The organism is Peribacillus muralis (genome assembly GCF_001645685.2).
Lineage (GTDB): Bacteria > Bacillota > Bacilli > Bacillales > DSM-1321 > Peribacillus > Peribacillus muralis_A.
In genome coordinates this window covers 3,988,690-4,008,925 of the sequence record NZ_CP017080.1, presented here as the reverse complement: position 1 = coordinate 4,008,925, position 20,236 = coordinate 3,988,690, and the positions used below count along the sequence as shown (strand labels likewise).

Annotated in this window: 16 protein-coding genes; 13 read left to right on the top strand and 3 right to left on the bottom strand. The window is 46.8% G+C overall.

What is annotated here, in order from left to right:
* The first annotated feature begins 19 nt into the window (after positions 1-19).
* From ABE28_RS19410 to ABE28_RS19385, 6 genes are all read left to right on the top strand, one after another.
* Positions 20-1,273, top strand: coding sequence for an amidohydrolase (locus tag ABE28_RS19410; protein ID WP_064465515.1), 1,254 nt, complete (start codon positions 20-22; stop codon positions 1,271-1,273).
* Positions 1,274-1,689: 416 nt separating this feature from the next.
* On the top strand, positions 1,690-2,985 hold the full coding sequence (locus ABE28_RS19405) for a uracil/xanthine transporter (protein ID WP_064465514.1): 1,296 nt from the start codon (positions 1,690-1,692) through the stop codon (positions 2,983-2,985).
* A gap of 216 nt (positions 2,986-3,201) precedes the next feature.
* The gene (locus ABE28_RS24680; protein ID WP_083232155.1) at positions 3,202-3,462 is read left to right on the top strand and encodes a heterocycloanthracin/sonorensin family bacteriocin; all 261 of its coding nucleotides are present in this window, start codon (positions 3,202-3,204) and stop codon (positions 3,460-3,462) included.
* Between the two features lie 143 nt (positions 3,463-3,605).
* Positions 3,606-5,546: a putative thiazole-containing bacteriocin maturation protein gene (locus tag ABE28_RS19395; protein ID WP_064465512.1), complete on the top strand. Its 1,941-nt coding sequence runs from the start codon at positions 3,606-3,608 to the stop codon at positions 5,544-5,546.
* Positions 5,543-7,483, top strand: a complete 1,941-nt coding sequence (locus ABE28_RS19390; RefSeq protein ID WP_064465511.1) for a TOMM precursor leader peptide-binding protein — start codon at positions 5,543-5,545, stop codon at positions 7,481-7,483. Before ABE28_RS19395 ends, ABE28_RS19390 begins: the two co-directional genes overlap by 4 nt.
* Positions 7,484-7,506: 23 nt before the next feature.
* On the top strand, positions 7,507-9,075 hold the full coding sequence (locus ABE28_RS19385) for a SagB family peptide dehydrogenase (protein ID WP_064465510.1): 1,569 nt from the start codon (positions 7,507-7,509) through the stop codon (positions 9,073-9,075).
* A gap of 62 nt (positions 9,076-9,137) precedes the next feature.
* On the opposite strand, the gene ABE28_RS19380 is transcribed toward ABE28_RS19385, so the two are convergent.
* The gene (locus ABE28_RS19380) at positions 9,138-9,980 is read right to left on the bottom strand and encodes a MurR/RpiR family transcriptional regulator (protein WP_064465509.1); all 843 of its coding nucleotides are present in this window, start codon (positions 9,978-9,980) and stop codon (positions 9,138-9,140) included.
* 665 nt (positions 9,981-10,645) lie between these two features.
* Between ABE28_RS19380 and aspA the strand changes: the two genes are divergently transcribed.
* Complete coding sequence (aspA, locus tag ABE28_RS19375) at positions 10,646-12,076, top strand: aspartate ammonia-lyase (protein ID WP_064465508.1); 1,431 nt, start codon at positions 10,646-10,648, stop codon at positions 12,074-12,076.
* 225 nt (positions 12,077-12,301) lie between these two features.
* On the opposite strand, the gene ABE28_RS19370 is transcribed toward aspA, so the two are convergent.
* Entirely contained in the window at positions 12,302-12,994 is a 693-nt protein-coding gene (locus ABE28_RS19370) for an N-acetylmannosamine-6-phosphate 2-epimerase (protein WP_064465507.1), read from the bottom strand.
* A 32-nt stretch (positions 12,995-13,026) separates the two neighbouring features.
* Complete coding sequence (locus ABE28_RS19365) at positions 13,027-14,562, bottom strand: maltose/glucose-specific PTS transporter subunit IIC (RefSeq protein WP_064465506.1); 1,536 nt, start codon at positions 14,560-14,562, stop codon at positions 13,027-13,029.
* A 448-nt stretch (positions 14,563-15,010) separates the two neighbouring features.
* Here ABE28_RS19365 and ABE28_RS19360 point away from each other — a divergent pair, with 448 nt between their 5' ends.
* The 6 genes from ABE28_RS19360 (at position 15,011) to ABE28_RS19335 (ending at position 20,225) form a co-directional block, all read left to right on the top strand.
* The gene (locus ABE28_RS19360; protein ID WP_373921296.1) at positions 15,011-15,313 is read left to right on the top strand and encodes a DUF2294 domain-containing protein; all 303 of its coding nucleotides are present in this window, start codon (positions 15,011-15,013) and stop codon (positions 15,311-15,313) included.
* Positions 15,314-15,506: 193 nt separating this feature from the next.
* Positions 15,507-16,553: an ABC transporter substrate-binding protein gene (locus ABE28_RS19355; RefSeq protein ID WP_064465504.1), complete on the top strand. Its 1,047-nt coding sequence runs from the start codon at positions 15,507-15,509 to the stop codon at positions 16,551-16,553.
* A 21-nt stretch (positions 16,554-16,574) separates the two neighbouring features.
* A complete protein-coding gene (locus tag ABE28_RS19350; protein ID WP_064465503.1) occupies positions 16,575-17,504 on the top strand; it encodes a nucleoside hydrolase in 930 nt (309 codons plus the stop codon).
* A 24-nt stretch (positions 17,505-17,528) separates the two neighbouring features.
* Entirely contained in the window at positions 17,529-18,350 is an 822-nt protein-coding gene (locus tag ABE28_RS19345) for an ABC transporter permease (RefSeq protein WP_064465502.1), read from the top strand.
* 6 nt (positions 18,351-18,356) lie between these two features.
* On the top strand, positions 18,357-19,145 hold the full coding sequence (locus ABE28_RS19340; protein ID WP_064465501.1) for an ABC transporter permease: 789 nt from the start codon (positions 18,357-18,359) through the stop codon (positions 19,143-19,145).
* 15 nt (positions 19,146-19,160) lie between these two features.
* Entirely contained in the window at positions 19,161-20,225 is a 1,065-nt protein-coding gene (locus ABE28_RS19335) for an ABC transporter ATP-binding protein (protein WP_064465500.1), read from the top strand.
* The last annotated feature ends 11 nt before the right edge of the window (positions 20,226-20,236 follow it).

Sequence of the window (20,236 nt, the reverse complement as noted above, 5' to 3'; positions counted from 1 at the left end):
GAAAGAAGGGATGAGAAGGATGGATAATTCCTTTTGGCTGAAGAATGCACGGCTGGAATGCGGGTACCAAAAAGAGGGTGGAAGAGTGACAGGTACCATGACTGACCTCTTTCATCTGTTGATAGATGACGGGAAAATCACGAGGATTGTCAAGGCTGGAGAGCCGATCCCGAATGATGTGCCTGCCGAGGATGCAGAAGGATTGCTTGTGCTGCCCTCGTTCATTGAAAAGCATGTTCATCTTGATAAGACCTTGATGGGGGATGTTTGGCGAGCATGTACCCCCTCGACCAGTGTCATTGAGCGCTTTGAAAATGAGAAAAAAGTGCTTCCGACGATTGCGACAAGTACTCAAAAGCGTGCCGAGACATTATTGGAAGTGCTTTTAGCTTCTGGCTCGACGCATGTCCGGACTCATGTCGATATATATCCGGAAGTAAGATTGCAGAACCTGGAGCAAGTACAACAGGCTTTGGAAACCTATTCCAACCGGCTCAGCTCGGAAATCGTCGCATTTGCCCAGCACGGTTTATTGAGATCGAATTCCGTCAAGCTTGTCAGGGAGGCGTTGCGAAATGGAGCTGGAATCGTGGGGGCTGTCGATCCGGCGACGATCGATAACGATATTGAAGCATCTCTTGTGCAAATGATGGATTTAGCGGTGGAGGCGGATGCCGATGTTGACCTTCATTTACATGATCCCGGACACCTTGGTACGTTCACGATGAAGCGTTTGGCAGCTTTAACAAAGCAAGCAGGCTGGGAGGGCAGGGTAGCCATCAGCCATGCGTTCGGCATTGGAGACGTATCCAGAGCAGAAGCCTATGACCTGGCCGACATCCTGAGGGATGCCGGGGTCTCGATCGTCACAAGCGTGCCGATCAATCGGCAAATGCCCCCCGTGGATGTATTGCAAGAAAGGGGCGTGGAGGTAGCTGTCGGGAATGATAATATCTTCGATGTATGGTCACCACTTGGGAATGGGGACATTCTGGAGAGAGCTGGCAGGCTGGCCGAACGGTTCAAATGGGTTGATGAAGCATCCTTGTCCCAAGCATTGGGGTTCATAACGGGCGGGAAAACGCCGCTTGACGATCGGGGAAACCAAGTTTGGCCGAAGGCTGGTGATGCAGCAAGTCTTGTACTGATTGACGCCAGCTGTTCTGCCGAAGCAATTGCAAGAAGGTCCGAACGTAGAGCGGTCATGTACAATGGACGCATCGTATCCGGTTCATTGAGCAAGCAAAAACGGCCCATTGATGTGAAGAGCTGACAGAAAAAGGATTTCTGGATTCGTCCGGATTTCCTTTTTCGTTTTGTGTCCGAAACACTCGGCGGACTCGCTTGCCAGCCGTTTCAATGTCGTGTACTTTTACGTGCTTGTGTTATATGCTTGGTAAGTAATTTTTTTTTGCTTTCATGGTTAAACGGTTTTATCCATCATTGCCCTATAGCTGTAAACAAATGGAATGGAAGTCGGTTTCACTAAAAGGACCGGTTAACAATGCTCCTTAAATTCCAAACTAAGGGGGCTTGGTGCCGGAAGATTTCTGCATGAGCAGAAGCATCTGGTGTGTTTACGTTTATTAGCATGGGGTTCCGTCGCTTATCTTTCTTTGAAGTGACATGGAAGGGTCCATGTTTTAACCATAAGCTTGAAAAGTATCATGTTCAAAGGAGATGGAAGCTATGAAAAGTTGGGGTTCTTCCGTGACTCTATTTTCTTCTTTTCAATGGTTGTTTTTTATTTTTGCCAATACGGTGGTTGTGCCCATATCGATTGGTGCCGCTTTTGATCTTCCTTCCGACATTACGGAAATGACGATGAGGAGCTCACTCGTCTTCACAGGCATTGCCTGTGTGATCCAAGGATGGAAGGGACATAGATATCCAATCATGGAGGGGCATTCCGGGCTATTGTGGGGAGTGATGCTGAACCTCGGACTGTCTGCGCCATCGATCGGATTAAGTTATGCCGCAATAGGTGGTGGGATAGCGACTGGTCTCCTTGCGGCTGGCGTCGTGACCATGATCATTGCAGCCTTTAACCTGATTTCATACGTTCAGAAGATTTTCACCCCGATGGTCATGACCGTTTACCTCTTCCTCCTCACGTTCCAGCTCATCTTTGTCTTCTTTAAAGGGATGCTCGGAATTACGGATGCGGGGGAAATTAACATCCCGGTCAGTTTCCTATCCTTGGCGATTGTCTTATTAGTCAGTATCTTGAAGATAAAAGGCCCAAGGACCATTAGTAATTTCTCGATTTTGATCGGAATCATCGTCGGCTGGATTTTTTACGCGTTGTTATTTCCATCTACAGGGGTGGAAGCGGCCACGACAGTCGCTTCATTTTCATTATTCCCGTTAGGTATGCCAAACCTGGAATTCGGCATCATAGCGATCGCTTTTTTTGCCGGATTATTGAACTTGTGTAATACCTTTGCTTCAATCCAAGCTGCATCAGAGCTATTGAAGGAGGAAGCATCGTATAACCAATATCGGAAATCGATATTCATGACGGGCGGTTTCACCATTTTATCGCCATTGCTCGGTCTAGTCCCTTATACGCCTTTCACCTCGTCCATCGGATTCCTGCAAAGCACCCAGATTTATGGGCGGCGACCGTTTTTACTCGGGGGCGCGCTGTTGACGTTGATTGGACTGATTCCTCCGTTCATTTCTTTCTTGGCGACGATGCCAATCACCGTTGGGAATGCAGTTTTGTTCGTTGCGTATCTTCAATTGTTCGGCACGGCCTTCAACAGCGTCAAGGGCCAATATTTCACTTCAGACACGATCTTCAGACTCGCAGTCCCCGTATTGATCGGCGTGAGCTTGATGAACGTCCTGCCCAGTGCATTCGCGAATGTTCCGACGCTTTTGCAGCCCTTTTTAACGAATGGGCTCATCATGGGTGTATTGATATCGATCGTGCTGGAGAAATCGGTAAACTGGAAGCGTTTTGAGCAACTGCAGAATTAATATGAAAAACCAGAAGGGTGTCAGCCTTCTGGTTTTTTTGTTTTTTGCAGCTGATCATCACGAACCGTGTGGTGAAAATAGGCGTTTGATTCAGTGGCAATACCTACTCGCTTTACATATTTTGTTGGAGGGAGTACTTGACGTGGTTCATATTCCCAGACTATTTCATTTCGATTCAAGCATTATCTTATTTTAAAAAATATGGAGGTTATATAAATGAATGAGTTTCAAAATCAACTTCAAATGCTAAATGTTGATGATTTCCAGGTAAGTCAGCCGGTTCAATGGGAACAAACCCAGCCACAATATGCCATGGAGGATTCCCGCCTTATAGGTTTTGGATGTTTTGGTTGTTTCTTGTGCTTTGGCTGTGCCGGATGCGGCGGGTGCGGCGGACGTTGTGGCGGGTGTGGCGGACGTTGTGGCGGGTGCGGCGGTCGTTGCGGCGGATGCGGCGGACGCTGCGGCGGTCGTTAATGGTTCATGTAGTACAGATGTCCCTGCAGTGATATTGCAGGGATATTTCTTTGCGGTTTAGACATATGAGACAAAATATCATACATAGGATGAAAGTGAAGTGATTGGAGAATTTAGAAAAACTTTGGGTCAGGAGGTGCAAAATGGTCAAGTTGACCCCTACTATGCAATTGAAATTGAAAAGGGACACGTTCTTCTTCCCTGAACCAAACAAAGGTGTATATTTCAGGAATAATATAAGTTCGTTCCGGATGGAGGGAAGAACGATCGTGCAGTGGATCGAAAATCTGTTGCCAATGTTCAACGGAGCCCATTCGTTACGTGAGCTGACGGATGGTTTGCCTGGCCCTTACCGGAGCCGTGTCATGGAAATTGCCGAGGTTTTGTACAGGAACGGATTCGTTCGGGATGTAAGTCAGGACAGTCCTCATCAATTGAACGATCAGGTTTTAGAAGCCTTTGCGTCCCAAATCGAGTTCCTTGAAGGTTTCGGTGACTCTGGGGCTAACCGTTTTCAAGCTTATCGAAAGAAAAAGGCGCTGGCAATCGGCTCTGGACCGATGTTCCTTTCATTGGTATCCGCGCTGATGGAATCCGGTCTGCCCAGCTTCCATATTCTCATCACGGATACGGTACAAACGAATAGGAAGAGATTAAAGGAAATCGTTGCACATGCGCGAAGCATCGATGCTGAAGTGGCGATGGAGGAGATTGTGCCCGAGAAGGAAGCAAGCATAACATGGCAGGAAATCGTCCGGCCATTCGATTCGGTATTATATGTGTCACAAGAGGGTGATATAGACGAATTGAGGGAACTCCATTCGGTTTGCAGGCAGGAGGGAAAGGTTCTGTTCCCAGCTATGATCATCAATCAAGTCGGCATGGCAGGACCGCTTGTCAGCCCGCAGTCCAAGGGCTGCTGGGAGTCGGCATGGCATCGACTGCATCAAACGGTGCTGGATGGAAATCAAGCGTCCGGTAGCTATTCTTCCACAGCTGGGGCGCTGCTGGCAAATGTAATGGTATTCGAGTGGTTTAAAGAGACCACGGGTGTCACGGCAGCAGAACAAGACCATTCGTTTTATTTGTTGAATACAGAAACATTGGAGGGGAGCTGGCATCCTTTCCTGCCCCATCCAGGTGTGACGGGAAAGGGAAACGCTGAATGGGTATGTGATATCGACCATCGGCTCGGGCAAGAGTCCGGCCCTTCCAAGCCTGGTCAACTGTTCATGCTTTTCGGCAGGATGACATCCAAGCAATCAGGGATTTTCCATAGCTGGGAGGAGGGGGAACTCAAACAGCTACCGCTGGCCCAATGCCGCGTTCAGGTCGCCGATCCGATGTCTGAGGGTCCGGCTTTGCTTCTGCCTGATATCATCCGTGCCGAGCTGACTCATGAGGAAGCGAGGAGGGAGACGGGCCTTTCGGGAATCGAGGCCTATGTATCCCGGGCGCTTAGCGGAAGCGTTGCTACTCTTCCTCCGTTGTCTGACTATGATGATCTAAAAGAATCAATCGGCGTGGGAGCGGGGGAAACGTTTGCTGAATGCGTAAGCCGGGGATTGCAAAACTGTTTGGCTGCGGAGCTTGGGAACAGGAAGCTCAATGAGGAGGCTCTCGTCTCGGTGAAATTGGCCGAGGTGAAGGATGAACGCTGCAAATATTATTTACAAGCATTGACCCGCCTGGAAGGCGAACCGATCATCGCGCTTGATGGGGATGTGTCCGGTTTTCCGGCAGTTTGGGTAGGAACGAGCGCTGGCTGGTCAGGTGCCGTAGGCTTGAATGTCACACTCGGATTGCGGGAAGCGTTGAAAAAGGCGGTCATGAAAATCCAAAATCAAACCATTTGCCGTAAAGCCTCTCTTGAACAACCGGGAGGAAGACGAGCGGATGATCTTGTGATTCCTTCGTGTGAAGGTGAGGGAGCAGCGATTGCCGAGATGGTTCAATCCGCTCTCACAGTCATCGAAAAGAGCGGGAAGCGGCTCTTCGTTTTCGAAGTGGAAACGGAACTTGTTCTGCAAGAAGAACTGGCAGGGGTGTTTGGGGTGTTTTTGCGAGAGGAGGAATCAGGGTGAAAGCTGACGTAGTGGTTGTCGGGAACGGCGTATTGGCCGACCATGTTCATCGGGACTTATCCGGCACATACCAGGTCAAGCGCCTATCCGATTTCGCGGCAGGAATCCCGCAAGCGACCATGGTCCTGATCTTGGAGGATGCCTGGAATCCCGCTGTACATCTGAAGGCGGAAGAGCTGCTACGGTCCCAAGAGATACCTTGGCTGCGAGGATTCGTATCATTTGGGGAGGGAGTGGTCGGCCCGCTGGTACGTCCTGGCATTTCCGGCTGCTCCCAATGTGCAGATTTAAGACAGCTGATGGCAGGGCGTGACCGCAAGGAAATGTGGGGCATCAAAAAGCAGCTCCAGGATAATGGAGGGATCGGGCGTGATGCGGCGGCATCGCGCATAGGTCTTTTGCAGATGTCTCACCTGATCGGGGAAGAGGTCAGCGAGGTGCTGAGCGGTAATCCCCCCCGTTCAGAGGGGCGGGTGGCAATCATCAACCTGAAAACACTTAATATTTCATGGCACTCGTTTTTACCTGATCCATTGTGTCCGGTATGCAGCCAGTTGCCTGATGACACGATGGACCGGGCAAGGATATCCCTGCTGCCAAGCCCAAAAATCAGTCCCGATAGTTACCGTACCCGTTCCATGGAGGAGCTCGGCAAAGTATTGGCCAGGGATTATTTGGACAGTCGTACGGGTTTCCTCAATAGTAAAATGATCGACCTCATTCCGCCATTTGCCGATGTTAGTGTTAATTTGCCTTTGTTCATCGGCGACGAGGGGACGGCTGGGCGGACGCTTTCCTATGCTGCAAGCGAGATGACGGCCATATTGGAGGGACTTGAGCGGTATTGCGGAATGGAGCCGCGCGGCAAGAGGACCGTGGTGCATGACAGCTACAACAACTTGAAAGATCAAGCACTTGATCCGATCAAGATCGGCGTACACGCGGAGGAGAATTATGCACAGCCTGATTTTCCGTTTCAACCGTTCCATCCTGATCGTTCGATGGATTGGGTATGGGGATATTCGTTCAAACAGGAGCGGCCGATTTTGGTTCCAGAGCTGCTTTCCTATTACAGCTTGGGCTGCGGGAACGGATTTGTCTATGAAACCTCCAATGGATGCGCCCTTGGCGGCAGTTTGGAGGAGGCCATTTTCTACGGCATGATGGAAGTGGTGGAACGTGATTCATTTTTGCTGACATGGTATGCACAATTGCCGCTTAACCGGATCGATCCGTACTCGGCAAATGATAAAGAGCTGGAATTGATGATAGACAGGGCAAGGGCCGCGGCGGGATATGATATCCATTTGTTCAATTCGACGATGGAGCACGGTATACCGAGTGTATGGGCGCTGGCGAAAAACACGAAAGAAAAGGGACTGAATCTCATATGTGCAGCAGGGGCCCATCTTGACCCGATCCGGGCGGTGAAAAGCGCGGTTTTCGAGCTGGCGGGCATGATGCTTACCCTTGACGAGAAATTGGAGGAAAACGAGGCGGAAATCGAGGCAATGTTCCATGACTCCTCGCTTGTGAGGAAAATGGATGATCATGGCATCCTGTATGGGCTGCCGCAATCGGAAGCACGATTGGATTTCTTGTTGAATGTGGAACGTCCCATGCGGACATTTGCTGAAGAATTTCCGAAAACGGAGAAGCATCTCGACTTGACTGATGATTTAAAAGGCATTCTGGAAAAGTTTCGCCGCTTGAATCTCGAGGTGATCGTGGTGGATCAGACGACGCCTGAAATCGGGAGAAATGGTTTACATTGCGTGAAAGTGCTGATTCCGGGAATGCTGCCGATGACATTCGGCCATCATCTTACACGGGTGAAAGGGCTTGAGCGAGTGCTTCGGGTTCCAATGGAACTTGGATATGCAAAGCGGCCGCTTGCATTCGAACAGCTCAACCCGCATCCGCATCCGTTTCCATAAACGGTGGCCTAGGAGGTAAGGGGATGAGTTTAGAGACATTTCTGCATAATTTGCATGTTGACATTGAAAAGGTCAGTCCGCCTGATTGGGAAGTGGATTGGGATGATGCGCCGCTTACGTTTAAGCTCTATCGTGGCTTGCCGCAGTTCCCTTTGTCGCTGGAGATTCCGCTTTCCCTGGAAGGTTCCGCGAGAGGTTCGAAGGCTGACGGAGGCGGAATCAGTGATTTTCTCTGGTATGCTTATGGACTCACCCAAATCAGTCAAGCACAGAGAGCATCGGATCCTGATGATCTCATGCAGTCATTCCGGCGTTTTCCGCCATCAGGGGGGGCGCTGTATCCAAGTGAGCTGTACGTATACTTGAAGACGGAGGAGTTTCCTGACGGTGTGTACCATTATGATGCGGCTCACCATCGTTTGTTGCTGTTGCGGGAAGGTAATTTCGATTCATATGTAAACAAGGCTATTGGTGATCACTGCAATGTATCCGCTTGTTTTGGGGTGGTATTTGTATCGACGATGTTTTGGAAAAATTTTTATAAATATAATAATTTCTCATACCGGCTCCAAGGCCTTGATGCGGGAGTGCTCATTGGACAGCTGCTCGAAGTGGCGAAACGGTTCGGTATGAACACGAAGGTGTGTCTTCAATTCGTCGACCGGGCCATCAATCATCTCCTCGGATTATCGGAGGAAGAAGAAAGCGCCTATGCGATGATCACTTTATCGAAGGAGCCGGCAAACCTATGTACGGATGCTGGGAGTACGGGGAAATATGCCACGGCGTCCGATTTGTGCCGGGAGCTGCCGGATATCGAGCCGGAACACTATGTTCGGTCGCAAGTGATCAAGGCATTCCCGATGCTAACGAAATTGAATCGAGCATCGATGATTGAATGCGCCGAAACGATTGGACCGATCGATGCGGAGGGAGGACGGGAGAGCAAGGGACATGTAATTGATTTGCCTATCGTGAAGAGCTTGTCCTATGATTTGGCATCGGTTTGCCAAAAACGCTTTTCCCCTGAAATGGACTTCATTTTAGGAAAAGTAAGTCAAGTGCAGCTCGCACTTCTCCTCCAAGAGGCGACTGCCTCATTTGCGTATCAAAATGATCTGGATGAATCGAATGATGACAACGAGCATCGCGTCTCCATCTATGCAACCTTATATAATGTGGAGGACCTGGAGGATGGCGCCTACCTGTATGAAAGCAAGACACATTCGTTGCGGCTGATACGGGCAGGAGATCATCGGCTACGATTGCAGTGCGGAATGTCGCTCGATATCTTGAATTTGCAGCAGGTCCCGATTTGCATCCATGTGGCGGGTGATCGAACGTACCACAAGCCGCAGCTCGGATATAGGGGATACCGGATCCAGCAAATGGAGGCGGGGATGCTTGTGCAGCGAATATTGCTGGCAGCATCCGCCCTCGGAATGAATGGACATCCGCTGCTCGGGTTCGATGTCAATATGTGTGATCAGCTTTATAAGATCGGCGGGGCGCAAGGCAAAACGAGCCTGATCCAAATCCCGATCGGAGCCTATCGGAATCGTCCATGGCTAAAGGGGGGACTGCATAACTGAATACATGAAGGCCACCGTCCCTTTGGACTGGTGGCCTTCATTATTTGGAGGAAGGATTGGGATCAGTGGGGATCGGTTAATACCTGCAGCGTCTTTTCCCTGATGCTTATCCTGTTTTTATAATCCTTGGAAACCAGTTCGGTATAAAGTAAATCAAAAAGCAATAAGAGCGGCAGTAAGGGAGAGATATTCTGCCCCATATGCATGCTGTTTTTGCTCGTCACCAATAGCGATAGGTCACTTAACCGTGAGAGCTCGGAATTCTTATTGCCTGTAAAAACCAGGATCGATGCCCCTTGTTTCTTGGCGATCTTTACCGCACGAATGACCTCTTTGGTTGCACCGGTAATGGAAATGCCGATGACAACACTTTCCTGGTTACTTAAGGCCGCATCCATCATCGACTGGTGAGGGTCCGTTATCGCCTCGACAGACAGGCCGATCCTGAAAAACTTCGATTTGAACTCATGTGCGGCTATACCTGAACTGCCGATTCCGTAGACATGTATCTTTTTTGCCTTCGTAAGGAAAGAGACCGCTTTTTGGATATCCTCATAAGATGTAATATGAAAGGTATCCTCGATGATGCTCATGTGATCTTGATATAATTTAGCGAAATAATCGACCTGCTTTAAATCCTTCATATGCATCGGCGTATTGCGGAGGTCGACGAATCGCTTTAACTCATGCTTGAACTCATTGAAACCGGAAAAAGCTAATTTCTGGCAGAATCGAGTGATCGTTGCCGGGGAAATATGCAGCTTCTTCGCAATTTGACTAATGGTTAACTGACTCACTTCCTCAGGGCGCTGCAGAATATAGTTGGCCAGTTCTTCTTCCGTTTTGGTGAATTTACTCATACTGCATTCTATGCCGTATATGAGGTTTTCTGCTAGATATTCCAATTGACCACCCATTTCAGGCAAAATATATTATATGTATAGTTTAATGTATCCAGTAAGGACGTCAATAACCGATATCATTAAAAGATAGTGAATATTCACCAAACTTGCCCTTTTACACAACTATGCGGCATCTATTCCTTGGAAGCGTTTTATTGTGCTGGACAAAACAGTCAAGTTGTAGGAAGATATGCTAATGGCCGGAAACATGGCAGTACCATTCAGGGATGAAGGGTGCGTTTCAAAAGATGAACTATGCTGCATTAATATTATTCCTATATATAATTAAAAAATCGAGTATAATGAAATTGTCCAGTTACCAAGAACGAGGAAGTTACGTAACATTTCTTCCATGGAATTGGGCAGATGCTGCATTGGCTAAGGTTCACACCGCCCATATCCTTTTATTTTCCGGTCAATGAAAAAGATCGATTTGAAAGTGATGGAAGGGTGGTATATTATTTCTTGGAAAGCATTTTTAAGAAATGTATGGAGCTGGGGGAGTGTTGCCTATCTGTTGTTGAAACGACATGATGGTAGGGAAATGGATTTGAATGAATCATTTCATTAGAGACATATAATAACGGGACAACTGTCCCTGACTGATGTGACAAAACAGGGGTTTCATTAAAAAAATTACTTTTTGAAAACATGGGGGAACTAGAGAAATGATGATAGATGAGAGAGCAATCCGAATTGAGAAAGACTTTCTTGGTGAAAAGGCGATTCCGGCAAATGTGTATTATGGGATTCAGACTTTACGCGCAGTAGAGAATTTTCCGATTACCGGATACAAGGTCAATGAAGAAATGATTCGTGCCTTGGCGATGATAAAAAAAGCCGCCGCACTTGCCAATATGGACACAAAACGCTTGTATGAAGGTATTGGAAACAGCATCGTGAAGGCTTCTGATGAAGTGATCGAAGGGAAATGGCACGAATATTTCATCGTCGATCCGATCCAAGGCGGCGCCGGTACATCGATGAATATGAACATTAATGAAATCGTTGCCAATCGGGCCATAGAACTGATGGGGCACGATAAAGGTGATTATAGCAAGGTTAGTCCAAACAGCCACGTTAACATGTCACAGTCGACCAATGACGTCTTCCCGACGGCCATTCATATCTCGACACTGCGATTATTAGAGCAATTACTAGAAACGATGACGAAGATGGGATCCGTCTTCAAAGCGAAGGCGAAGCAATTCGATCACGTCATCAAAATGGGCCGTACCCACCTTCAGGATGCCGTTCCTATTCGTCTCGGTCAAGAATTCGAGGCATATAGCCGAGTGCTGGAGCGTGATATAAAAAGAATAAGCCAATCACGTCAGCATTTATATGAAGTGAACATGGGAGCAACGGCTGTTGGAACTGGCTTGAATGCAGATCCGCGTTATATCGAGAATGTTGTGAAATATTTAGCTGAAATTAGTGAAATGCCGCTTGTTGGCGCAGAACACTTAGTGGATGGCACACAAAACACTGATGCCTACACCGAAGTGTCAGCCGCTTTGAAGGTTTGTATGATGAACATGTCAAAAATCGCAAACGACTTACGTTTGATGGCTTCAGGCCCTAGAGCTGGATTAGGGGAAATCACGCTTCCGGCGCGTCAACCAGGTTCATCGATCATGCCAGGAAAAGTGAATCCGGTCATGCCTGAATTGATCAACCAAGTTGCATTCCAGGTAATCGGGAATGATAATACGATTTGCTTGGCATCAGAAGCAGGGCAATTGGAACTGAATGTAATGGAGCCAGTACTCGTATTCAATCTATTGCAGTCGATTTCGATCATGAATAATGCTTTTAACGTATTCACCGATTATTGCTTGGCAGGTATCGAAGCAAATGAGGAACGCTTGAAAGAATATGTCGAAAAAAGCGTTGGCGTGATCACCGCCGTCAATCCGCATCTCGGATATGAAGTGGTTTCACGTATCGCACGTGAAGCGATCTTGAAAGGCAAATCCGTACGCGAGCTTTGCTTGCAGTATGATGTGCTGACTGAAGCCGAATTGGATTTGATTCTAAACCCTTATGAAATGACGAAGCCGGGTATAGCGGGTGCTTCTCTTTTCGATCGCCAATAAGAAATGAAGTGAACAAACTTCAAAAGAACTATGCCTTGAGTATGAGGCATAGTTCTTTTTTTACTCTCCATTAATGGCCCCGTGTTCACCTATAGAGGCTGCTTCATGCCGCTTCCGGTTCAAACCATGCGTTTGACAAGTATCCATAGAGGTGGAATGGATACTTACTGAAAGGAAAAAGACCCAAACTTTGATAGTCTGGGTCTTTTCATGGATGTGCAATTTCTATTCCTGGATCGCATCGACGAAGCGTTTAGTGATTTGCTGGGGCCTTGTAATGGCGCCCCCCACTACTACTGCATGTACGTTCATATCCAATACTGAACGCGCGATTTCCGGTGTGATGACATTTCCTTCAGCGATGACTTTAGCCGTCTTGACGACCTGTACGATATCCTTCAGAACAGCATAGTCGTCGTGATATATTTTCTGTCCGCTCGTTTCGTTTGTATAGCCGTATAAAGTGGGTGCGACAATATCGAAGCCTAATTCGTCGGCGTATATGGCCTCCTCCTTGGAGGAGACATCGGCCATGAGTAAGACATCTGGATATTTTGCCCGTATTTCATCGTAAAACTGCTCTAACGATTTTCCGTCCGGCCGTACACGGGCTGTCGCATCGGTCGCAATGATTTCAGCTTTCGTTTCCATCAATGCATCGATTTCCGTCATGGTAGGGGTGATATAGACATCGTTTTGTCCATAGACCTGTTTAATGATCCCGATGACTGGCAGGTCGACATTCTTCTTGATCTCGATTATATCGGCTACAGAATTAGCGCGAATGCATTTCGCACCGCCTTCCTTGGCGGCGACAGCCATGCGCCCCATGATGAAAGAACTGTGCAGAGGCTCATTCTCCAATGCCTGACAAGATACAATCAATCCTTTATGAATGGTATCCAGCACATTTTGCATGTGTAACACTCCCTTATCGTTTTTCAATCCGCTTAGTGACCCAAATATTCTTCCACTTCATTTTTGATGATCGTTACTTGTGGTCCGTAAACGATTTGTATGCCTTTTCCTTGTTGGACGACACCCTTGGAGCCGGTTTGCTTGATGACGTCTTCTTTTACTAAAGATTCATCCTTGACCGTGATGCGCAAGCGAGTTGCACAGCAATCGACGATTTCGATATTGTCTTGTCCGCCCAAGCCCTCAACGATGGTCTCGGTTCTTTCTGATGCCGCCACTTGTTGTGAAACGGCTTGTTCCTCATCTTCACGGCCAACCACCTTCAAGTTTTTCCTCTTGATCAAGAACTTGAACGTGAAGTAGTAAAGGAAGAACCACGGTATGCCTACGACAAGGACATAAATCCAATTTGTTTTACTGATACCCTGAAGTATCCCGAATAAGGTGAAATCGATAAAGCCCCCAGAGAAGGTTTGACCGATCGTGATATTGAATATGTCTGCCATCATGAAGGCCAAGCCGTCGAATATGGCATGAAAAACATAAAGGATCGGAGCGACGAATAAGAAACTGAATTCAAGTGGCTCGGTAATGCCCGTTAAGAAGGACGTTAAGGCTGCCGAAAGAAGTAAACCGGCCACGACCTTCTTATTCTTTGGTTTAGCACAGTGATAAATGGCCAGTGCCGCTCCCGGCAAACCGAACATCATCGTGATGAACCGTCCGGACATGAACCGTGATACCCCTTCATAGTACTTGGTCGTACTTGGATCGGCCAATTGAGCAAAGAAGATATTTTGAGTTCCGCTCACAAGCTGTCCTTTGATCTCCATCGTTCCGCCTAAAGCCGTTTGCCAGAAAGGGAGATAGAAAATATGGTGTAACCCCAATGGCCCGAGCATGCGTAAAATGAATCCGTAGAAGAAGGTTCCGATCGTTCCTGTGCTCGTTACCAGTGCACCAAGCTGGTTGATGAAAAGCTGGAAGTAAGGCCATAAGACAAACAATATCGCTCCGACGAGGATGGATGCGAAGGAAACGACGATTGGAATGAAGCGTGAACCGCCGAAAAACCCCAATACTTGTGGAAGCTCGATTTTATTATATTTATTATGCAAAAATGCCGCGGTGATACCAACGATGATACCGCCGAATACCCCAGTTTCCAGTGTTTGGATCCCGACAGCCATACCTTGTCCGGCACCAGCCAAATTATCCTTGGCAAGCTCCCCGGTTATTTGAAGCAGTGCATTGATCGAACTGTTCATCACGAAGTAGCCGATCATGGCTGCAAGTGCAGCGGTCCCTTTATCGGAACGCGCTAAGCCAACGGCAACACCGACGGCAAAGATGACTGGCAAGTTGGCGAAGACGATACTGCCCGCAGAGCTCATGATCGTGAATATAGCCTGCAACCAGGCAAAATCCAAAAATGGATAGGCCTCTACCGTATTAGGATTCGAAAGAGCACCACCGATTCCTAGCAATAATCCTGCGGCTGGTAATACGGCAATCGGGAGCATAAAAGATTTACCGAACTGCTGCGCTTTCTCAAAAGCTTTCTTCATAAAACATTCCTCCCTTATTTAATGGGGCCCATGCCCTTCTTTATTTTTTGCTGAGCTATACTTGTATATTAATTCCCGATAAAAGCGTTTTCAATAAGCGGCAAAGAGATATCAATTGTTTTCAATAAGGAACAGATTTCTCTGAAAAAATTTTCAACATCATCGAGTGCCCGAAAACAAACGGAGGAAAAACTGCGTGAAATGAATGGATGCCTTACTATAAAGCTATATGAATATAGTGAAGGATTGTCATCAACTTTCTGGTATAATTCGGTTATTGGTAGTTAAATGGGCGTTTTTTGTTATTTTAAACTTTTTTTTGTATCAAATCCGAATATTATCTTGTGCAATTTTAAAAAAGTATATATAATTACCTCAAATGATAGTTGGCAGGTGAAAAGTCATCTTACCGATAAACGCTAATGAAACGAAGAAATTGCTCTCTCATATGTATAATGAGGTATCGAAGGAATTGTTCGGTTTTGGCACGACGGTGCTCAAGGTTACCGTCGAGCTGAATGTGATCACATTTCAGGCCAAACATCGCCGTGCACCACGCTCTGAAGCTTTGGAGGGAGAAGTTCCCAGCCTGAAGCAGGAGGTTGATTTTCATATGTCACTGCTTTATAAAAAGAAATTGAGACAAAAGCTGGAGATGCAAACGGATTGGGAGATCGAAGCGGTCCTGAGGGATTATGATTCAGCGACGCAGCGGGCTTTCACCAATATTGTATTGAAGGAAACCATTTAATCCTATATATGGACTTCACTCCGGATTTATCTGGAGCGAATGCCGCAAAAGTACCAAAATGATGAGTTTTATCTTTGTTTACAAAGAAAAGACAATCTTGGGTAGAATGTTAATTCTATTTAAGATTGTCTTTTTTTACATGTATAGCAGTAAAAAGGGAATTTTATACAATATCAAATTGGAGGTTTGGATGATGAAAAAAATAATTAGCTTATTCATGATGTTTTCAGTGTTCACACTAGTTTTAGCTGCATGCTCCTCAAAAGAGGACGGAAAAGGAAAACCGACCAAATTAGTCGTTTCCACTTGGGGATTTGCCGATGATTTCTTTCGCCCTGAGGTTTATGAGCCTTTTGAAAAAAAGCATAACGTCAAGATCGTCGTCGATTCAGGAAATAATGCCGATCGACTGAACAAGGTACGCCAAGCAAATAGCGACGTGGATGTTATCTATTTATCCGATTATTATGCCCAGCAGGGAATCGATGAAGGGTTATTCGAAAAAATCGACGCCGCAAGCATTCCGAATATGGAACATATCTATGACCAAGCGAAGGCCCCTAATGGCGCCGACTATGGTCCGGCCTATACGATTGCCCAATTTGGCATTGCCTATAATCCCGATGAAGTGAGTAAGCCGATTACTTCGTGGAAGGACCTTTGGAGCAAGGATCTGGAAGGGAAAATCACGATTCCATCCATCACTTCAACGACTGGCCCGATGTTTTTGGATGCAGCTTCGAAAGTAAGCGGAAGTAAGGATTTCAATGAAGATAAAGCCTTTGCCGAAATGAAAAAGATCATGCCCAATGCGGTAAAAGAGTACGGACAAACATCTGAGTTCGTCAACATGTTCTCGCAAGGGGAAATCGCGGCTGGCCCGATCATGGAGATGTATTTCGGTGATTTACAGGAAGCCGTCCCTAATGCGAAGTTCGTTTCTCCGAAAGAAGGCGGATACGCGGTCATGAATACGGTGAATATCGTAAAAGCCAGTGATCAAAAAGAATTGGCCGGAGAATTCTTGAATTACATCTTAAGCAAGGAAGTACAGGAAAAATCAGCGAAGGCGAAAATCGACTCTCCTGTCAATACGGAAGTGACGCTATCTGAAAAAGAGGCGAAAGGCTTAACATACGGTGAAGACGTCATTAACAGCCTGCGTGTCCTTGACATGAAGTTCGTAAATGAAAACTCGAAGCAATGGATCGATCGTTGGAATCGTGAGCTTGCACATTAACAATGGAAAGAGGTTTGATGAATGAAGAAAAAACTGATTCTCGATGTGGATACTGGAATAGACGATGCAATCGGGATCATTCTTGCTGTAAAAAGCCGTCAATTCGACATATTGGCAATCACCACCGTCAATGGCAATGTATCACTGGATACGGCCACTCTCAACACATGCAAAATCCTTGATATGCTCGGCGAGCAAGACATTTCAGTCATTAAGGGCGCAAATGCTCCCCTAATCAGGCCCTCCTTTTTTGAACATAAGATCCATGGGGAGGACGGGATAGGGGGCGCGCTCGCCAATGTCCCGGTTACAAAACAGCCGGATGAGGGGTTTGCCGCTGATTTCATCATCAATTCCATTTTGAACTTTCCGGAAGAGGTGACGCTCATCATGACGGGGCCGCTTACGAATTTGGCACTTGCAGTGAAAAAATGTCCGCAAATCACCCAGCTTGTGAAGGAAGTCATTTTCATGGGCGGAGTTGTACAAGGAGTCGGCAATGTCACGCCGACCTCCGAATATAACACATTCGTCGATCCGGAAGCAGCCAAAATCGTCCTGCATGCAGGGTTCCGATCGATCACACAGGTCGGTCTCGATGTCACGAGAAAGGTGCTGCTGAGCGAGGAGCATATCCAAGCGATTCAAAATCAAGAGCTTGCTGATTATATAAGCGAAAGCACATCAGACTATCGGAAAAGGTATTTTGAGCGGAACGGTGTTTGGGCATGCGCGATGCATGATCCATTGGCGGTTGGCATCGCTTTGCAAAAAGATCTTGTCACGACAAAAGAATATTATGTGGATATAGAAACAAAAAGTGAGATTTGTGATGGACAGATGGTTTGCGACTTTCAGGACCGGCTGATGAAGCCTGCGAATGCGCATGTTTGTCTTGATGTCGATGCAGAAGCGTTTTTCGACCTGTTCATTCGCACCATCCATTCATAAATCAAACGATCAGGGGGCTCCGAGGTGAAAAAACGCTATCTATACCTGCTGCTGTTGCCAGGGTTACTTTTTTTGACGGTTTTCATGATCATTCCCATCTTGCTGACGATAGGAACGACATTCATCAGTGACAATGGTTTCTCGATACAAGGCTATCTCGATTTTTTCAAAGATCGATACTTTATTGAAATCCTGCTCACGACACTTAAGGTGAGTCTGTTCACGACGATCCTTTGCATTTTCTTAGGTTTTCCAGCAGCTTATTATATTTCGAAACTGAAACAAAGAAAAAAAGCGATCATGCTTTTGCTGACGATTTTCCCGCTTTTGACAAGCCCGGTCGTCCGCTCATTCAGCTGGATGGTGATCATCGGTAAAAACGGTGTGGTGAATAAATTGCTTTTGGGCAGCGGCTTGATCGACAAGCCGCTGGACATTTTGTACACCCCGACTGCGATCATCATCGGCTTGGTCCATTTATTCCTGCCATTGATCATCGTGACGCTGGTAGGTGTAATGGAGAATATAGAGACGGATTTATTGAAGGCGGCAGAAAGTCTTGGAGCCTCAAGACTGGCCGTGTTTTCAAAGGTGATCATTCCGCTATCCGTTCCAGGCTTGGTCATCGGCAGCATCCTCGTTTTTGTAGGAAGCTTCACGGCGTATACAACGCCTGCCTTATTAGGCGGGAAACAGCGAGTCATTTCAACATTTCTTTATCAAAATGCCATAACCTTGAATGAATGGCAGGTGGCATCGATCGTCGCGACGATCATGATTGCCGTAACCGTCCTTATCATCTCGATCATGAACGGTTTGGCAAAAAAATTAAATCCAAAGGGGTAGAGGTGTATGCAGGAAAAAAATCGAGGATTGGCCCTGTTTACTCTCCTGGTGTTTCTCTTTTTACTAGGGCCTTTACTGATCATATCCGTTACGTCATTCGAGGGCGGAAATATTTTGAAGTTCCCGCCAGAAGAGTTTTCTTTAAGATGGTACGAAAATATCTTCAAGGTGGACATGTTTTTAGTCGCTTTCAAAACGTCCATTCTTGTTTCGCTTGCAGGCAATCTATTGGCGCTTTTACTGGGAGTCCCGGCTGCTTATGCATTAAGCAGGGTGGATTTTAAAGGGAAATCCGTCATAAATGCGTTTTTCGTTTCACCCATTTTAGTTCCAGGCATCGTGCTTGGCTTTGCATTTTTACGTTATATTGTGGGCACGTATCAGCTTCCGATTCATGCGGCCCTGTTCGTCGGGCATACAGTCATCATGCTGCCGTTCATCATCCGCGTGATTTCTTCAAGCTTATCGAATTTCGACTTTTCCATTGAAGAAGCGGCTGAGAGCCTTGGGGCTAGTAAGCTGGGGACATTCTTCACGGTCGTCCTTCCGAATATCAAATCAGGAATCCTGGCAGCCGTGATGATCGCCTTTTTGGAATCCTTCAATAATGTGGACATTTCCGTTTATATGACGGGTCCTGGCGTAAGCACGTTCCCGATCCAAATGCTGACGTATGTAGAGAATTATTTTGATCCGACCATCTCGGCCATTTCCGTATTGCTCATGTTCATAACGGCATTCTTCATGTTCATGGTTGAACGGCTCATGGGCTTGTCTTATTTCACAAAACGATAAAGGAGGTAAATTTCGATGGCTTTATTCACTTTACAAGATATATCTGTAGCTTATAACAAACAGAATATTTTAAAGGACTTCACCCTTGAGATTGAAAAAGGGAAATTGGTCTCCCTCCTTGGCCCGAGCGGCTGTGGGAAAACGACGACCCTGCGTTTGATTGCCGGCTTTTTACAGGCGAACGAAGGGAAATTTTTATTCAAGGATAAGGATTATACGAAGGTTCCCGTCAACAAGCGGAACTTTGGCTTTGTGTTCCAAAACTATGCCTTATTCCCGCATTTGTCGATTTTTGATAATATAGCCTTCGGACTGCGCCTAAGAAAGAATTCGAAGGCTGAAATCGAAAAAAAAGTAATGAATGTGCTCGAAATCGTAAATTTAAAAGGATTTGAAAAACGGTATCCGCAAGAGCTTTCCGGCGGGCAAAAGCAGCGTGTCGCGATTGCGAGGGCGCTGGTGATCGAACCTGATATCCTTTTATTCGATGAACCGTTGAGCAATCTTGATGCGAATTTAAGGGTGAATATGAGGGTGGAAATTCGCCGGATCCAGCAGGAATTAGGAATTACGACGGTGTATGTTTCACATGACCAGGAAGAATGCTTCTCCATTTCCGACCAAGTGGCGATCATGAATAAAGGGGTCATCGAGCAGCTTAGTGATCCCGCCACCATTTACAAATATCCTGAAACCAAATTCGTCGCGGACTTCATCGGCTTCAAGAACTTCATCGACTTCGATAAGAGGACGGATCATGAAGGTAAAATTGAATTGAACAAATCCGGCCACTCCTTCGTATTGGATAAGGACGCCCGGATGGCCAATCATGCTGGGAAAACTGGCGCAATCAGACCGGACGATCTTTTGATCAGGGAAAAGGATGACGCTGGAGCCGTCCAGGAAAATAGCTTACCCGGCCGAGTCAAGGTAAGCACGTATCTTGGAAGAAGCTATCAATACGTCGTGGAAACGCCGATCGGGGATTTCATCGTCAACAAGGAAATGACGGAATCCTATTCCGTGGGTCAGGAGATCATTCTTGAAGTGCCGAGAAACCAGATGGTGCTTGTCGATTAGGTTAGGGGGGA

Excerpts from the sequence above, each read along its gene's own strand:
- aspA (WP_064465508.1), top strand. The coding sequence starts at position 10,646 with ATGATGATAGATGAGAGAGCAATCCGAATTGAGAAAGACTTTCTTGGT.
- ABE28_RS19410 (WP_064465515.1), top strand. The coding sequence starts at position 20 with ATGGATAATTCCTTTTGGCTGAAGAATGCACGGCTGGAATGCGGGTAC.
- ABE28_RS19370 (WP_064465507.1), bottom strand. The coding sequence starts at position 12,994 with ATGCAAAATGTGCTGGATACCATTCATAAAGGATTGATTGTATCTTGT.
- ABE28_RS19355 (WP_064465504.1), top strand. The coding sequence starts at position 15,507 with ATGAAAAAAATAATTAGCTTATTCATGATGTTTTCAGTGTTCACACTA.
- ABE28_RS19395 (WP_064465512.1), top strand. The coding sequence starts at position 3,606 with ATGGTCAAGTTGACCCCTACTATGCAATTGAAATTGAAAAGGGACACG.
- ABE28_RS19350 (WP_064465503.1), top strand. The coding sequence starts at position 16,575 with ATGAAGAAAAAACTGATTCTCGATGTGGATACTGGAATAGACGATGCA.
- ABE28_RS19405 (WP_064465514.1), top strand. The coding sequence starts at position 1,690 with ATGAAAAGTTGGGGTTCTTCCGTGACTCTATTTTCTTCTTTTCAATGG.
- ABE28_RS19360 (WP_373921296.1), top strand. The coding sequence starts at position 15,011 with ATGTATAATGAGGTATCGAAGGAATTGTTCGGTTTTGGCACGACGGTG.
- ABE28_RS19335 (WP_064465500.1), top strand. The coding sequence starts at position 19,161 with ATGGCTTTATTCACTTTACAAGATATATCTGTAGCTTATAACAAACAG.
- ABE28_RS19365 (WP_064465506.1), bottom strand. The coding sequence starts at position 14,562 with ATGAAGAAAGCTTTTGAGAAAGCGCAGCAGTTCGGTAAATCTTTTATG.
- ABE28_RS19340 (WP_064465501.1), top strand. The coding sequence starts at position 18,357 with ATGCAGGAAAAAAATCGAGGATTGGCCCTGTTTACTCTCCTGGTGTTT.
- ABE28_RS19385 (WP_064465510.1), top strand. The coding sequence starts at position 7,507 with ATGAGTTTAGAGACATTTCTGCATAATTTGCATGTTGACATTGAAAAG.
- ABE28_RS24680 (WP_083232155.1), top strand. The coding sequence starts at position 3,202 with ATGAATGAGTTTCAAAATCAACTTCAAATGCTAAATGTTGATGATTTC.